The 15595-nt window shown below is 63.7% G+C and carries 16 protein-coding genes; 11 read left to right on the top strand and 5 right to left on the bottom strand.

The features are described 5' to 3' along the window. Positions 1 to 395 precede the first annotated feature (395 nt). The 5 genes from GCT13_RS12360 to pcaC all read left to right on the top strand — a co-directional run bounded on the left by GCT13_RS12360 (position 396) and on the right by pcaC (position 4518). The gene (locus tag GCT13_RS12360; protein ID WP_152758285.1) at positions 396 to 1097 is read left to right on the top strand and encodes a 3-oxoacid CoA-transferase subunit A; all 702 of its coding nucleotides are present in this window, start codon (positions 396 to 398) and stop codon (positions 1095 to 1097) included. A 16-nt stretch (positions 1098 to 1113) separates the two neighbouring features. Continuing rightward, positions 1114 to 1773 (top strand): 3-oxoacid CoA-transferase subunit B, encoded by a 660-nt coding sequence (locus GCT13_RS12355; protein ID WP_152758283.1) that lies wholly within the window; start codon positions 1114 to 1116, stop codon positions 1771 to 1773. Positions 1774 to 1944: 171 nt separating this feature from the next. Further along, entirely contained in the window at positions 1945 to 3327 is a 1383-nt protein-coding gene (locus GCT13_RS12350; protein WP_152758462.1) for a 3-carboxy-cis,cis-muconate cycloisomerase, read from the top strand. 4 nt (positions 3328 to 3331) lie between these two features. Then, positions 3332 to 4123 carry a 3-oxoadipate enol-lactonase gene (pcaD, locus tag GCT13_RS12345; protein ID WP_152758281.1) on the top strand — a complete coding sequence of 264 codons (792 nt, stop codon included), beginning with the start codon at positions 3332 to 3334 and terminating at the stop codon, positions 4121 to 4123. After that, the gene (pcaC, locus tag GCT13_RS12340; protein ID WP_152758279.1) at positions 4120 to 4518 is read left to right on the top strand and encodes a 4-carboxymuconolactone decarboxylase; all 399 of its coding nucleotides are present in this window, start codon (positions 4120 to 4122) and stop codon (positions 4516 to 4518) included. Before pcaD ends, pcaC begins: the two co-directional genes overlap by 4 nt. A 122-nt stretch (positions 4519 to 4640) precedes the next feature. Here pcaC and GCT13_RS12335 read toward each other — a convergent pair whose 3' ends face one another. From GCT13_RS12335 to GCT13_RS12325, 3 genes are all read right to left on the bottom strand, one after another. Next, positions 4641 to 5063, bottom strand: coding sequence for a hypothetical protein (locus GCT13_RS12335; RefSeq protein ID WP_152758277.1), 423 nt, complete (start codon positions 5061 to 5063; stop codon positions 4641 to 4643). A 225-nt stretch (positions 5064 to 5288) separates the two neighbouring features. Further along, complete coding sequence (locus tag GCT13_RS12330) at positions 5289 to 5582, bottom strand: hypothetical protein (RefSeq protein ID WP_152758275.1); 294 nt, start codon at positions 5580 to 5582, stop codon at positions 5289 to 5291. Next, a complete protein-coding gene (locus GCT13_RS12325; protein WP_152758273.1) occupies positions 5582 to 6349 on the bottom strand; it encodes a hypothetical protein in 768 nt (255 codons plus the stop codon). Before GCT13_RS12325 ends, GCT13_RS12330 begins: the two co-directional genes overlap by 1 nt. Before the next feature lie 220 nt (positions 6350 to 6569). Here GCT13_RS12325 and GCT13_RS12320 point away from each other — a divergent pair, with 220 nt between their 5' ends. From GCT13_RS12320 to GCT13_RS12305, 4 genes are all read left to right on the top strand, one after another. Continuing rightward, positions 6570 to 8489, top strand: a complete 1920-nt coding sequence (locus GCT13_RS12320; RefSeq protein WP_152758271.1) for an ABC transporter permease — start codon at positions 6570 to 6572, stop codon at positions 8487 to 8489. Next, positions 8486 to 9289, top strand: a complete 804-nt coding sequence (locus tag GCT13_RS12315; RefSeq protein ID WP_152758269.1) for an ABC transporter ATP-binding protein — start codon at positions 8486 to 8488, stop codon at positions 9287 to 9289. Before GCT13_RS12320 ends, GCT13_RS12315 begins: the two co-directional genes overlap by 4 nt. After that, on the top strand, positions 9286 to 9999 hold the full coding sequence (locus GCT13_RS12310) for an ABC transporter ATP-binding protein (protein ID WP_152758267.1): 714 nt from the start codon (positions 9286 to 9288) through the stop codon (positions 9997 to 9999). Before GCT13_RS12315 ends, GCT13_RS12310 begins: the two co-directional genes overlap by 4 nt. A gap of 133 nt (positions 10000 to 10132) precedes the next feature. Then, complete coding sequence (locus GCT13_RS12305) at positions 10133 to 11353, top strand: ABC transporter substrate-binding protein (protein ID WP_152758265.1); 1221 nt, start codon at positions 10133 to 10135, stop codon at positions 11351 to 11353. 125 nt (positions 11354 to 11478) lie between these two features. Here the strand turns inward: GCT13_RS12305 and GCT13_RS12300 are convergent, their stop codons facing one another. Next, a complete protein-coding gene (locus GCT13_RS12300; protein ID WP_152758263.1) occupies positions 11479 to 11730 on the bottom strand; it encodes a hypothetical protein in 252 nt (83 codons plus the stop codon). 271 nt (positions 11731 to 12001) lie between these two features. On the opposite strand from GCT13_RS12300, the gene GCT13_RS12295 reads away from it, so the two are divergent. Continuing rightward, positions 12002 to 12583, top strand: a complete 582-nt coding sequence (locus GCT13_RS12295) for a DUF6496 domain-containing protein (protein ID WP_152758261.1) — start codon at positions 12002 to 12004, stop codon at positions 12581 to 12583. A 75-nt stretch (positions 12584 to 12658) separates the two neighbouring features. Here GCT13_RS12295 and GCT13_RS12290 read toward each other — a convergent pair whose 3' ends face one another. Further along, entirely contained in the window at positions 12659 to 13987 is a 1329-nt protein-coding gene (locus GCT13_RS12290) for an aspartate aminotransferase family protein (RefSeq protein WP_152758259.1), read from the bottom strand. Between the two features lie 163 nt (positions 13988 to 14150). Here GCT13_RS12290 and GCT13_RS12285 point away from each other — a divergent pair, with 163 nt between their 5' ends. Next, complete coding sequence (locus tag GCT13_RS12285; RefSeq protein ID WP_152758460.1) at positions 14151 to 15569, top strand: aminotransferase-like domain-containing protein; 1419 nt, start codon at positions 14151 to 14153, stop codon at positions 15567 to 15569. Positions 15570 to 15595: the final 26 nt, after the last annotated feature.

The following is a 15595-nucleotide window of genomic DNA, read 5'->3' as shown; positions in this document are numbered from 1 at the left end:
CGGGTTCCGATGCGGCCTCGCGGCCGCTGGCGGAGAATGATGCGGGCTCCGCGTTTCGCGATGGATGCGGCGCACCGGCACCCCAAGTCCACGCAACGCCTGCGTAGGGCAAACCACGAATCCGTTGCCTTGACAAGAGACGCGGGCGCAAACCATAATGCGCCGGTACGTTCGCTAAACGAAACTGTGTTCGTATAAAGAACTTTTCAGAGTTCAATACGAGGGCAGAAACGGAAGGCGAACCAAACTCATGCGGCCTGCGGCAGGTCTGCATGCCGTCAGCAGGCCATGAAGGGCGAAAGCGGACGTGGAGACCGTCCGGCGCGCAATTTTTCCGTCGAGCGGTCGGCGGATCACGCGGCGCGCGGAACGACGCGTTCCAGAGGAAATTCGACATGATCAACAAGATTTTCGAGTCACTCCAGTCGGCGGTCGCCGACGTGCATGACGGCGCGACCGTCATGATCGGCGGCTTCGGGACGGCGGGCATGCCTTCCGAGCTGATCGACGCGCTCATCGAACAGGGCGCGAAAGAACTCACGATCGTCAACAACAATGCCGGTAACGGCGACACGGGCCTCGCGGCGCTGCTCAACGCGAAGCGCGTTCGCAAGATCATCTGCTCGTTCCCGCGTCAGACCGACTCGTATGTGTTCGACGCGCTCTATCGCGCCGGCGAAATCGAACTGGAACTCGTGCCGCAAGGCAATCTGGCCGAGCGCATCCGCGCAGCGGGCGCGGGCATCGGCGGCTTCTTCACGCCGACGGGCTACGGCACGAAGCTCGCCGAAGGCAAGGAAACGCGCGTGATCGACGGCAAGCACTACGTGCTGGAATCGCCGCTGCACGCCGACTTCGCGCTGATCAAGGCTTATAAGGGCGACCGCTGGGGCAACCTCGTCTATCGCAAGACCGCGCGCAACTTCGGGCCGATCATGGCGAGCGCCGCGAAGACGGCGATCGTGCAGGTGTCGGAAGTGGTGCCGCTCGGCGCGCTCGATCCCGAAGTGATCGTGACACCGGGCATCTTCGTGCAGCGCATCGTCGAAGTGCCGCAAGCGGCGCATCAATCGCAGCGCCCTGAGCAAGCCGCCTGAAGGAAGGAGACCCGACATGAAACGACTGACCCGCGATGAAATGGCGAAGCGCGTCGCGCAGGACATTCCTGAAGGCGCTTATGTGAACCTCGGCATCGGCGTGCCGACGCTGGTGGCGAATCACCTCGACGCGAACAAGGAAATCTTCCTGCACAGCGAAAACGGCCTGCTCGGCATGGGCCCGGCGCCCGCGAAAGGCGACGAAGACGACGAACTGATCAACGCCGGCAAGCAGCACGTCACGCTGCTGACGGGCGGCGCGTTCTTCCATCACGCCGATTCGTTCGCGATGATGCGCGGCGGCCATCTCGACTACTGTGTGCTCGGCGCGTTTCAGGTGTCGGCGAAGGGCGACCTCGCGAACTGGCACACGGGCGCGCCCGATGCGATTCCCGCTGTGGGCGGCGCGATGGATCTGGCCATCGGCGCGAAGCAGGTGTTCGTGATGATGGAGCATCTGACGAAGCAGGGCGAAAGCAAGATCGTCGCGGAGTGCTCGTATCCCGTGACGGGCATCGGCTGCGTCGACCGCATCTATACGGACCTCGCGATGATCGACGTGACGAAGGACGGCCTCGTCGTGCGCGAGATCTTCTCCGACATCGACTTTGCGGAACTGGAAAAGCTGACGGGCGTCGCGCTGATCGACGGCACGCAGCAGGCTCGCGCGGCTTGAGGCTCGCGCGAGGCCAGGCCCTCGTGTAAAGGAAAACGCGGGAAAACGCGCGCAAGCGCGCGCGTGACCTTCGCGCGGCGTTCGGCGACAATGAAGCCGGGCGCCGCGCGCTTTCAGGCGCTGCATTCAGGCGCCATATCGACGCGCATTCATCCCGAAGCACCGACCATCATGCTAGAAGCCAGCGCCCGCCTGACCATCCTGATCTGCGGCACGCAGCCGATGAACGACATCTGGTCGCCGCGCGCGACGCTGCAACGGATGCTCGATGTCGAAGCCGCGCTCGCGCGCGCATCGGCTGCGCATGGCGTGATTCCGCAATCGGCCGTCGCCGCGATCGAAGCGACGTGTCACGCTGAAAAACTCGACGCCGATGCGCTTGCACGCGATGCCGCGCTCGGCGGCAATCTCGCGATTCCCCTCGTCAAGCAGCTGACCGCGCGCGTGAAAGATGCCGACGCGGAAGCGTCGAAGTTTGTCCATTGGGGCGCGACGAGCCAGGACATCATCGATACGGCGACCGTGCTGCAACTACGCGATACGTTCGATCTGCTCGACGGCGTCTTATCGTCGACATGCGACGCGATCGCTGCGCTCGCACAGCAGCATCGCGCGACGCCGATGATCGGCCGCACGTGGCTGCAACAGGCGCTGCCGATCACGCTCGGCCTGAAGTTCGCGCAATGGCTCGATGCGCTGCTGCGTCATTGCGAACGGCTCGACGCGCTACGCGAACGCGTGCTCGTGCTGCAATTCGGCGGCGCGGCGGGCACGCTCGCGAGCCTGCGCGACAAGGGCGGCGCGGTTGCCGAAGCGTTGGCGAAAGAGTTGAAACTGGATATGCCCGCCGTGCCGTGGCACACGCAGCGCGACCGTATCGCTGAAACGGCAGCGTTTTTCGGCATGCTCATCGGCACGCTCGGCAAGATCGCGCGCGACATCTCGCTGCAAATGCAGACCGAGCTCGGCGAACTCGGCGAGCCGGTTGCGGCCGGCAAGGGCGGCTCGTCGACGATGCCGCACAAGCGCAACCCCGTTGGCTGCGCGGCCGTGCTGACGGCGGCGACGCGCGCGCCCGGTCTCGTCGCAACGGTGTTCGCGGGCATGGTGCAGGAGCACGAGCGCGCGCTCGGCGGCTGGCAGGCCGAGTGGGATGCGCTGCCCGATCTCGCGCGCCTCGCGGGCGGCGCGCTCGCGAATATCGACCAGATCGCGAAGGGGCTCGAAGTGAACGCCGAGCGGCTCGCGGAGAATCTGGACGTGACGCATGGCCTGATTCTCGGCGAAGCGGTGATGCTCGCGCTCGGCGACAAGATCGGCCGGCTCGATGCGCATCATCTCGTCGAGCAGGCATCGAAGGAAGCAGTGAAGTCAGGCAAGACGCTCTTCGACGTGCTGGCCGCCGATGCATCTGTCACTCGACACCTGCCCGTCGAGCAACTGCGACGCCTGCTCGATCCCGCTCATTACGTCGGCAGCGCGCACGCTTTCGTGGATGCGGTGCTGGCTCTTCATACCGCGCGCAAAGAACGCGCGACACAACATCAGGAGTAAAGGAATGCCCTACGCCGCAGTGAATGGCATCGAGCTTCATTACCGGATCGACGGCGACCGTCACGGCAGCGCGCCGTGGCTCGTGCTGTCGAACTCGCTCGGCAGCGACCTGTCGATGTGGACGCCGCAAGTCGCCGAATTCTCGAAGCACTTCCGCGTGCTGCGCTACGACACGCGCGGCCACGGCCACTCGGAAGCGCCGAAGGGGCCGTACACGATCGAACATCTGACGGGCGACGTGATCGGCCTGCTCGACACGTTGAAGATCGCGCGCGCGAATTTTTGCGGCGTGTCGATGGGCGGGCTGACGGGCATCGGCCTCGCGGCGCGCCACGCGGATCGCATCGATCACATCGTGCTGAGCAACACGGCCGCGCGCATCGGCTCGCCGGAAGTGTGGGTGCCGCGCGCGGCGCGGGCTCGCAGCGAAGGCATGCTCGCGCTGTCGGATGCCGTGCTGCCGCGCTGGTTCACGGCCGAATTCATCGCACGCGAGCCGATCGTCTTCGGCTTTATCCGCGATGTGTTCGTGCATACCGACAAGGAAGGCTACGCGTTGAACTGCGAAGCCATCAACGCGACCGACCTGCGTCCCGAAGTGCACGGCATCAAGGCGCCCGCGCTCGTGATCTCAGGCACGCACGATCTGGCCGCGACGCCCGCGCAGGGGCGCGAGCTGGCGGCGGCGATCGCGGGTGCGCGTTACGTCGAGCTGGACGCGTCGCACATTTCGAACATCGAAGTAGCGGACACGTTCACGAAGACCGTGCTCGATTTCCTGAAGGGGCAGCGATGAACGACGAACAACGTTACGAAGCGGGCATGGGCGTGCGCCGCGCGGTGCTGGGCGATGCGCACGTCGACCGGTCGATTGCGAACCGCACGGAAGTGACGGAAGAGTTTCAGAACTTCATCACGCGCTATGCGTGGGGCGAGATCTGGACGCGTGACGGCTTGCCACGCCATACGCGCAGTCTGCTGACGATCGCGATGATGGTTGCGTTGAATCGCAGCGAGGAACTGGCGTTGCATCTGCGTGCCGCGCGGAATAATGGGGTGACGCGAGATCAGGTGAAGGAAGTGTTGTTGCAGACGGCTATTTATTGTGGTGTGCCGGCGGCGAATTCGGCGTTTCATCTTGCTGATAAGGTTTTTCGTGAGCAGGATGAGGAGGGCAGTGCGAAGGCGTAAGTTTGCCTGTCGACGCTTTTGATGAAAGCCGCGTGGACTTCGTGTCACGCGGCTTTTTCGGCTCTTCCAAACTTGCCAGGAGCGGTGCTTCTTTTGGGCGGTTGCCTATGCGGTGCTATGTTTCAACGAAAGCGACTCACATAGCACGCCATCTCTGCGCCGCATGACGGCTCCAGCACGAACAGCACTCGGCGGCCCGCTACCAGATCTCGGACGTATTCGTCACTTTTCTGGTCGCCAATCGCGGCTCCCATTGAGTCGTCCCGGCTATTGATCCACTGCATCCACGTTCGAACCTCAGTCCGAGAAAACGGGTACCGCGGCGAAATCAGGAGCCTGGACGCTACATTTTGGCTAGCAAAATCGATCAGGCGCTGCGAAACAACACCGGAAAAGCGGAGTACTTCAAGTTCGCTTCCAACGCGACGGAGTCGAAGCTCAAGAGTGCGTGTTTCCGTATCGTACTCGAGCCCGATCAACTCCGCGTCATGGAAGCTCGGAAATTCAGGAATGTTTCGAAGGTCGATAAAGTTACCTGTATTCATGGTGATGGTGGTCCTCAAGGCCAGATAGGCATCGACAAACCAAGGCCGCGCTTGCGTTCGCCCGATAGTGGATCGATACCCAAATTGTGCGCGTGAGGGATGCCCTGACCGTGGCCATGGTCGAAATCAAAATCGACAACCGGTTTCCCGTCGCCGCCAAAACAGCCGCATCTGCGATGGATGATTTTTCATAGATGTTCGCATGACCCGAGCTTGTTTCGGGGGCTACTCGTTCGCTAGTGTATTGCCGTCGCCTGCGCGCGGTAGTGGTCCCGGCGTTACGCTCATGTATTGCTTGATTCTTGGTTGACCGAGCGCGATAAGGTTAAGCATTGCTACACCCAGACGTCGCGCAAATTCGTCATCAAGCCTGAATTCGAATTCGTCTAGAAGGATCGGCATTTCCAACTTACCCACGAGCAACGGAGCGACTGTGGTGGGTTCGATCGCGTGTGCCGTAAGAATTTGGCGATCTTCAAGATAAGTCAAAACGACGGAGTACGGTGAATGTTTAGCCATTAGAATCCCCTACATTGCTGATAGTTGTCGAAGGCATTTTGTCTACATAGGGTTACTCCGCGCACAGCGCCCATCGGCCCTCCCAATGCGTTGCACAGATCGAGTGCGCGCTCGTACTCCGCGAAGCATTCCGCTTCCTGCCCCTCACTGATACCACGCGCTGCAATGTCCTGCACATCGCTAAGCGGGTTATCGCCGGAGTACTCGAACGGCTGCGCATCACTAAGCGGCGTCGAGAACGGATCGCCGGGTGCATCCCAGACATCGAAGCGGCTTTCTCCCGAAGAGTTGGATGGCGTGTCCAGCGGCACGCGTTGCCGGTACAACTGCGATGGTGTAATCGCGTCCGATGGCTGCGCGTGCTGGATCGGTGCGGGAGAAGAGCGGGTGCGCGCGCGGCGCTGCCGTTCGTTCCGTACCTGTTGAATATATTCCTTCAACCTGTCCTTAGGAGGTGCGAAGATCAGGTTGCCCATGCGTACTTCATGATGAACGGCATGCACGACCCATTCATCGTCCCACATGTTCGGAGCATTGCGCCCGGCGTCGTGCAACAGCCCACGCAAGCGCGGCATCATCTCCCGATTGGCCATCCATGAACGGGGTTGCGACCATTGTAGAAAGTCAGCACGCGCGAGTTTCAGCGCTTCCTTTACCTCGTCGTATTGCTCGCGGGACGGCTCAATATCAAACTCGAAATAAAGAAAATGCATCTTTACGCGGAATGACCACCGCGGCTCCAGGTATTCAGGTTTTAGCCAGAACACTGAACTCCCGTAAGGAGCCACCGCCCGTCGACACTGCCAGTTAACTTCGTCTGCACGATATCAGCTTCCGTGAGTTGACTAAACCCATAGTAGCCATCGGCATCGTGCAGTGTGTAAAGATTGATCAATCGCGTGTACAGAATTTTCCGCGTGCTGCAAACACCTTCCATTTCCTGTATATCTGCTGCCCATCGGAAAACTGACCGCCGCCAGGCAAAAAATGCTCCCCAACCTGCTGGTCCAACTCGTCAACGGACTCGCCGACGCCTCCGCACTCTTTCTCGTCGCGGCGGGCCTGTCGCTGATCTTCGGCGTCACTCGCATCGTCAACTTCGCGCACGGCTCGCTCTACATGCTAGGCATCTACGTTGCGTACAGCTTCGCGAGCCGCTTTGGCGCAAGCATCGCAGGCTTCTGGCTGTCGATGCTCGCCGCCGCCGTCGTGACGGGCATATTGGGCGCACTCGTCGAACTGATCGTGCTGAGGCGCGTCTATCAGGCGCCCGAGTTGTTCCATCTGCTCGCGACTTTCGCGCTCGTGCTGATCATTCGCGATGCCGCGCTGGCGATCTGGGGACCGCAGGACCTGTTCGGCCCGCGCGCGCCGCATCTGGCGGGCGCCGTCGAGCTGCTTGGCCACCGGCTGCCGACGTATGACATCGCGCTGATCGTCATCGGGCCGCTCGTGCTTCTGCTGCTGTGGTACGCGTTGACGCACACGCGTTGGGGCACGCTCGTGCGCGCCGCGACGCAGGACCGCGAAATGCTCGGCGCTCTCGGCATCGATCAGGCGTGGCTATTTACGGGCGTGTTCTTCGTCGGGGCGTTTCTCGCGGGGCTTGGCGGTGCGTTGCAGGGGCCGCGCATGTCCGCGAATCTCTCGCTCGATCTCGAGACCATCGGCAACGCGTTCGTTGTGGTGGTGGTCGGCGGAATGGGTTCGATTCCGGGTGCGTTCATCGCGGCGCTGTTGATCGCTGAAATCAAGGCGCTGTGCATCGGCATCGGGCATGTTTCGCTGTTCGGCGTCGATCTGTCGTTGAGCCGCTTTACGCTCGTGGCGGAGTTCGTCGTGATGGCCGTCGTGCTCGTCGTGCGGCCCTGGGGTTTGCTCGGGCGCGCCACGTCCGCCGTGCGCGCGATGTCCGTTGCCGAAGCGCCGCTCAAGCCCGCAGGCAAGCATCTGAAGTGGCTGGCCGTGTGCGTGCTCGCCGTGCTCGCGCTCGCGCCGCTCGCGGCCAACGCGTTTCCGTACCTGCCCGTGCTGCTCGTCGAAATCCTGATTGCCGTTCTGTTCGCCGCGAGCCTGCACTTCATCATGGGACCGGGTGGCATGCACTCGTTCGGCCATGCCGCGTATTTCGGCCTGGGCGCATATGGCGCGGCGCTCTTTCTGAAAGTGCTCGATCTGCCGATGGAAGCGGCGCTCGTCCTCGGTCCGTCGCTGGCCGTGCTCGGCGCACTCGTGTTCGGCTGGTTCTGCGTGCGGCTGTCGGGCGTATATCTGGCGATGCTCACGCTCGCGTTCGCGCAGATCGTGTGGTCGGTCGTCTATCAATGGGATGACGTGACGGGCGGCAGCAACGGCATTCTCGGCTTGTGGCCGTCGAACTGGCTGTCGTCGCCCGTCGCGTATTACTACCTGACGCTCGCGTGTGCCGCGTTGGGCGTGTGGCTGTTGCGCCGCATGCTGTTTTCGCCGCTCGGTTACGCGATGCGCGCATCGCGCGATTCGGCGTTGCGCGCCGAAGCGATCGGCATCGACACGAAGCGCGTGCAGTGGGCCGCGTTCGTGATCGCGTCGCTGTTTTGCGGGCTCGCTGGCTCGCTTTACGCGTTTTCCAAAGGCACGATCTCGCCGGAAGTGATCAGCGTGAGCCGTTCCGTCGATGGACTTGTGATGGTGCTGCTCGGCGGCATTCAGACGTTGACGGGGCCCGTCGCGGGCGCCGCGTTGTTCACGTGGCTGCAGGATGCCGTCGCGCGGCAGACGGACTACTGGCAGGCGCTGCTCGGCGCCGTGATCCTGCTGCTCGTGATCGCGTTTCCGCAAGGCATCGTGGGCTTTGTTCGAGAACGCTTCGAACGCGACGATTCAAACGAAGCCGAGCATCAGCAAGCAACAGGAGGCGGACGATGAGCCTTCTGCGCGTGTCGAATCTGTCGATGTCGTTCGGCGGCGTGAAAGCCGTCGACGATGTGTCGTTCGACGTTCAGCCCGGCGAACTGCTCGCGCTGATCGGCCCGAACGGCGCGGGCAAATCGACGTGCTTCAACATCGTCAACGGACAGCTGCGTCCTTCGCATGGCTCCGTTGTGCTCGACGGCCATGAACTCGTCGGCATGCGGCCGCGCGATATCTGGCGGCGCGGCGTCGGCCGCACGTTTCAGGTGGCCGCGACCTTCAATTCGATGACCGTGCTCGAAAACGTGCAGATGGCGCTCGTGTCGTGCGAAAAGCGTCTATACGGTTTATGGAAGCCGGCTGCGTCGTGCTTCGAAGACGAAGCGATGGCGCTGCTCGATCAGGTCGGCATGGCCGCGCATGCGCGGCGCGCGTGCGGCGTGCTCGCGTATGGCGACGTGAAGCGCGTCGATCTCGCCATCGCGCTTGCCAATCGTCCGAAGTTGCTGCTGATGGACGAACCGACAGCGGGCATGGCACCGAAGGAGCGCAACGATCTGATGGCGCTGACGAAGCGTCTCGTCGCCGAGCGCGGGATCGGCGTGCTGTTCACCGAGCACAGCATGGACGTGGTGTTCTCATATGCGGACCGCGTGATCGTGCTCGCGCGCGGCAAGCTGATCGCGCAAGGCGACGCGGACACCATACGCAACGACGCGAACGTGCAGGCCGTGTACTTCGGCACGGGCAAGACGTTTCAGCCGCGCGCATCGCTGTCGCGCGACGGCGCAACGCGAACGGAGCCGCGCGCATGAACGCACCGATGCTGAAGGTCGAGAAACTGAACGCGTACTACGGGCGCGCGCATATCCTCTTCGACGTGAGCCTCGAAGTGGGGCGCGGCGAAGTCGTCGCGCTGATGGGCCGCAACGGCGCAGGCAAATCGACGACGATGAAAGCCATCATGGGCCTCGTGCCGCGCCGCGAAGGCCTCATTCAATTCGACGGCGCGACTATCTCGGCGCTCCCATCGCACAGGATCGCGCGCATGGGGCTCGGCTACGTGCCGGAAGACCGCCGCGTGTTCGCGGACCTGACGGTGATGGAGAACCTCGACACGGGACGTCAGCCGCCGCGCGAAGGCGCGCCCACGTGGACGCCCGACAAGCTTTTCAGGCTCTTTCCGAATCTCGGCGAAATGCCGAAGCGCCTCGGCGGCCAGATGAGCGGCGGCGAGCAGCAGATGCTGACGGTCTCGCGCACGCTGATGGGCAATCCGTGGCTGGTGCTGCTCGACGAGCCGTCCGAAGGCGTCGCGCCCGTGATCGTCGAACAGATGGCGAACATGATTCTCGAACTGAAGCGCGAAGGGCTGTCGATCCTGCTATCGGAGCAGAACCTGCATTTCGCGGAACTCGTCAGCGATCGCGCTTATGTGCTGGAAAAAGGCCAGATACGCTTTAGCGGCACGATGCGCGAACTGGCGCAAAACGATGTCGTCCGGCGCGCGTATCTGAGCGTTTGATGTGTTGACGGCCTCGTATCGAGCGGCGCGCGCTGAAAGCGCATCCGCGAAACTCCGGTACGATGCACCGTCCGGCGGCCTGGGTTCCTCTCGTCTCGCCGCACCACTCAACTGACAATAAACGGAGTTACGCATGACCTCGCGCGCAGCCTGGATCTCTCGCATGACCGCTTCGCTGACTGTCTCGCTGACACTGTCGCTGACGGCACCTGGCGCGTCGGCGCAGCAGACGGTCAAGATCGGCGAAATCAACAGCTACAAGGCGCAGCCTGCTTTTCTGATGCCGTACAGGAACGGCTGGAATCTCGCGCTCGATCAGGTGAACGCGGCGGGCGGCGTGCTCGGCAAGAAGCTCGAAGTGGTCTCGCGCGACGACAACGCGAATCCCGGTGACACGATCCGCGTCGCGCAGGAGTTGATCGCGCGCGAGCAGGTGCAACTGCTGTTCGGCGGCTATCTGTCGAACACGGGTCTCGCGCTGACGGACTTCGCGAAGCAGAAGCGCATTTTCTTTCTCGCCGCCGAGCCGCTGACGGACAAGATCGTCTGGGCCGATGGCAACAAATACACGTACCGTCTGCGTCCGTCGACTTACATGCAGGTCGCGATGCTCGTGCCCGAAGCGGCGAAGCTGAAAAAGAAGCGCTGGGCGCTCGTGTATCCGAACTATGAATATGGCCAGTCGGCCGTGGCGACGTTCAAGAAGCTGTTGAAGGCCGCGCAGCCCGACGTCGAGTTCGTCACCGAGCAGGCGACGCCGCTTGGCAATCTCGATGCGGGCGCGACCGTGCAGGCGCTCGCCGATGCGAAGCCCGACGCGATCTTCAACGTGCTGTTCAGCGCGGACCTCGGCAAGTTTGTGCGTGAAGGCAATACGCGCGGGCTCTTCAAGGATCGCAGCGTCGTGTCGCTGCTGACGGGCGAGCCCGATTATCTCGATCCGCTCGGCGCCGAAGCGCCCGCCGGCTGGATCGTGACGGGCTACCCGTGGTACTCGATCGATACGGCTGCGAACAAGAAGTTCGTCGCCGATTATCAGGCGAAGTATCACGACTATCCGCGTCTGGGCTCGGTGGTCGGCTACGCGGCGTTGATGTCGATCGCGAACGGCATCAAGAAGGCGGGCTCGACCGATCCCGACAAGCTTGCAGCCGCGTTCAAGGGCTTGAATGTCGATACGCCGTTTGGGCCGATCACCTATCGGCCGCAGGACAACCAGTCGACGATGGGCGCGTTCGTCGGCGTGACCGCGTTGAAGGACGGCAAGGGCGTGATGACGTCGTATCGCTATATCGACGGCGCGAGCGTGCAGCCGTCGGATGCGGAAGTGAAGAAGCTGCGCCCCGCCGAATAACGTTGAATAGCGCCTGATAAACCCGGATAAAAGGCGCTGCGGAAGGCGCACCCCGAAGGCCAGTTACGCGCATTGCGCGGCTGGCCTTTTTCTTTGCGCGCGCACGACGTCACTACTCGGCTGCGTCACTCCTCTGCATCGTGCTCGGCCACGAAGTGCCGCAGATACGCGAGCACAGCCGCTTCCGCCGCGCGATGGTCCGCGCAGCTCTTCGAGCCGGCGTTTTCTTCGTCGCCGAAGAGCGTCGTCGGCGCGTCGTGCACGTCCACTTCCTGCCCCTCGCGGAAGATGCGGATCTCGTGCACGTCCTCCACATACTCCGCGATCCAGTGGATGCCTTCGATGTGGGTGCCTGCCCTGACTGTCTGCGTATTCATGAGGCGTCTCCCGGCGGGCCAGGTCGTCGTGCCAGCCCTTCACGTACCTTCACGTAAACCATAGACGCTCGGCGCGCATCGCGCAGCCTCTGTTGCGCATCGAGTCCACGTCCATTGCTCTGTTCCTGCTTCAACATAGCCTGCAATTTGCGCATGCTTTCCCGGGCAGATTCGCTGGAATAGCGGAAAACGCGGGGATTCGCCGCTTCGGATCGGCGAGGCACACACGTTGCTGGCATGCATAGGCCACCAGTCAAACGGGAGCACTGTCATGCCTGAAAAAGCAACCCTCAAGCGAGCCGCCGCCGACAAGCGCGCCGGCAAGTCGTCGAGTACCCAGGCCGGCGAGTTCGTGAAGGAAGAAATCGACCACGTGCGCGAAGGCAAACACGGCGTGAAATCGGCGAAGCAGGCGGTCGCGATCGGCCTGTCGAAGGCACGCCGCGCGGGCGTCGCGCTGAAGCAGCCAAAGGCGGGGACGACGAGCGAAGCCACCCGCAAGAAGGCCGCCGCCGATACGGCAGCGGGCCAGAAGAAGTCGCCTGCGGCGAAGCGAACGGCGGCCAAAAAGGCTGTTGCCAGGACGACGGGCAAGAAGACCGCGGCACGTCGCCCGAGCAGCGAATCGACGGCGAAGCGCTCGCGCGTCTCCGAGTCCGTGCTGAAGCGCGAAAGCGGACGTGGTGCATCGAAGGAAGCGCTGTCGAAGCAGACGAAGACGGCGGCGGCCAGGCGTCCGGCCGCAAGCCGCTCGGCCACCGCGAAAAAGGCTGCTGCGACGAAGGGCGCGGCGGGCCGTTCAGCCGCCGCCAAGAAGGCCGCGCATACGCGGGCTGCACGCGCGCATCGCTAACGTGTGTATTGAAGCGCCGCCGCGTTCGTCATGAAGCGGACGAAGAGGACGAACGCGGTGGCGCGGCGCAAGGGATTATTGGATCGAAGCCAGCGCGTTGCGCACCGTCTGGAAGACCTGGTCGATCTGCGCTTCGTCGATGATCAGCGGCGGTGAGAACGCCAGAATGTCGCCCGTGAAGCGGATCAGCACGCCCGCTTCGAAGCACTTGACGAACGCCTCGTACGCGCGCGCGCCCGGCGCGCCGTCGCGCGGCTCCAGCTCGATGCCCGCGACCATCCCGAGATTGCGGACGTCCTTCACGTGCTTCGCGTCGCGCAGCGCGTGGGCGGCGGCTTCGAACTTCGGCGCCAGCGACGCCGCGCGCTCGAACAGCCCGTCGCGTCGATACAGGTCGAGCGTCGCGACGCACGCGGCGGCTGCGAGCGGGTGCGCCGAATATGTGTAGCCGTGGAACAGCTCGATCGCGCCTTGCGCGCCGCTGTTGACGATCGTGTCGTGCACCGTGCGGCTCGCCGCGACAGCGCCCATCGGCACGGACGCGTTGTTGATCGCCTTCGCCATCGTCAGCAGGTCGGGCTTCACGACGAAGTATTCGCTCGCCGTCGCCGCGCCCAGACGGCCGAAGCCCGTGATCACTTCGTCGAAAATCAGCAGGATGCCGTGCTTCGTGCAGATGTCGCGCAGCTTCTGCAGGTAGCCTTGCGGCGGAATCAGCACGCCCGTCGAGCCCGCGACGGGTTCGACGATCACAGCGGCGATCGTCGACGGATCGTGCAGCGTCACGATGCGCTCGAGTTCGTCGGCGAGATGCGCGCCCCACGCGGGCTGGCCCTTCGAGAATGCGTTGTGTTCGAGGTTGTGCGTGTGCGGCAGATGATCGACGGACGGCAGCAGCGCGCCCGAGAACGTCTTGCGGTTCGGCGCGATCCCGCCGACAGAAATGCCGCCGAAGCCCACGCCGTGATAGCCGCGCTCGCGGCCGATCAGACGCGTGCGCTGCGCTTCGCCGCGCGCGCGGTGGTAGGCGAGCGCGATTTTCAGCGCGGTATCCACCGACTCCGAGCCCGAGTTCGTGAAGAAGATGCGGTCGAGCCCTTCGGGCATCAGTTCCGCGACCTTCGACGCCGCTTCGAACGCAAGCGGATGGCCCATCTGGAACGTCGGCGCGAAATCGAGCGTTGCGGCCTGCTGCTGCACGGCGGCGACGATCTCGTCGCGGCTATGGCCCGCGTTCACGCACCACAGGCCCGCGCATGCGTCGAGCACGTCGCGCCCGTCGGTCGAGCGGTAGTACATCCCTTTTGCCGATTCCAGCAGGCGCGGCGCGGCCTTGAACTGGCGGTTGGCGGTGAACGGCATCCAGAAGCTCGACAGGTCGTCGATGACGGGGCGCGAAGTCATGGGTTTCTCCTCGAATGGGTAGCGAAACTGTAGCGTCCGAGGTTAAATGGCGGACATAAACAGTTGACTCACTGCGCTGCTAACTGTGCTGGCCGAATCGCGTGGACTGTGCTGTTGCCGGTCGCGCGTGACAACGAACCGCCGCCCTGTCTTGACGCTGAAGATGATCGAACTCGAACTGGACCGTGACCGCCGTTCCGCGCCGACGCTCGTCGAGCAGGTCGTGCAAGGCTTCGCGCACGCGATCGATACGCAGGCGCTGCGGGCGGGCGCGCTGCTGCCGTCGGTCCGCCAGCTTGCGCAGTCGCATTCGCTGAGCACGTTCACGGTGACGGAGGCGTACAACCGGCTCGTATCGATGGGGCTCGTGATCGCGCGGCGCGGCTCCGGCTATCGCGTCGCGCCGCACTCGCGGGCCGCGCATCCGAACACCGTCGACTGGCAGCCGCCGAGCCTCACCGCGACGTGGCTGCTGTCCGACGTGTTCGCCGATCATTCCGTGCCGATCAAGGCGGGCGGCGGCTGGCTGCCGAACGAGTGGATCAACGAAACGGGCATGCAGCACGCGTTTCGCGCGATGAGCCGCGTGCCCGCCGCGCGTCTCGGCGACTACGGGCATCCGTACGGCTTCGCGCCGCTGCGCGCGAAGATCGCCGAGCAGATGGACCGGCGCGGCCTGCCCGTCGACGTGTCGAACGTGCTCCTCACTCAAGGCGCGACGCAGGCGCTCGATCTGATCGTGCGCACGCTGCTGCGCGCGGGCGACACCGTCGTGGTCGAAGATCCCGGCTACTGCAACCTGCTGCAGATCCTCAAGCTCGCGGGGCTCACCGTGGTCGGCGTGCCGCGCACGCCTGCCGGCGTCGATACGGACGCGCTGGAAAAAATCGTCGACCAGCATCATCCGAAAGCGATCTTCGTCAACACGACCTTGCAGAACCCGACGGGCGCGACCTATGGGATGGCGTCCGCGTTCCGGCTGCTGCAGATCGCCGAGCGCAACCGCATGTGGGTGATCGAGGACGACGTGAGCCGCGAACTGTGCGCGCCCGGCGCGCCCGTTTTCGCGGCGATGGAAGGCTTGCGGCGCGTGCTGTACATCAGCGGCTTTTCGAAGACCGTGACGCCCGCGCTGCGCTGCGGCTATGTCGTCGCGGAGCGTGACGTGCTGCGCGAACTGGCGCGCACGAAGATGGCGGTGGGGCTGACGTCGTCGGAGGCGATCGAGCGGATCGTCGACAAGGTGCTGCACGAAGGCCGTTACGCGCGCCACGTCGAGCTGGTCAACGACAGGCTGCGCGCCGCGCACGCGAGCGTCGAAGAGCGGCTCGATGCGTTGGGCCTTGACGTGTTTCACCGGCCGCGCGCGGGGCTCTTTTTGTTCGCGCGCCTGCCCATCGAGCCCGAACGCGCCGGCGAGATCGCGACGGCGGCTCTATCGGACGGAATCTGGCTCGCACCCGGCTCCTATTTCCGTCCCGACGACGCGCCGAGCGCATGGTTCCGCTTCAACGTCCCGCATTCCACCGACGACGCGTTGTGGCGCTTCATCGAACGGATCGGCCGCGATGTCGCGGCGTGAAATCGCGCGAAGCTTTCGCGTCGTGA

It is taken from the genome of Paraburkholderia franconis, from assembly GCF_009362735.1.
In the GTDB taxonomy this organism is placed as follows: Bacteria; Pseudomonadota; Gammaproteobacteria; order Burkholderiales; family Burkholderiaceae; genus Paraburkholderia; species Paraburkholderia franconis.
Note: the sequence above shows the minus strand (reverse complement) of the source record. Positions and strands in the feature narration are given on the sequence as shown.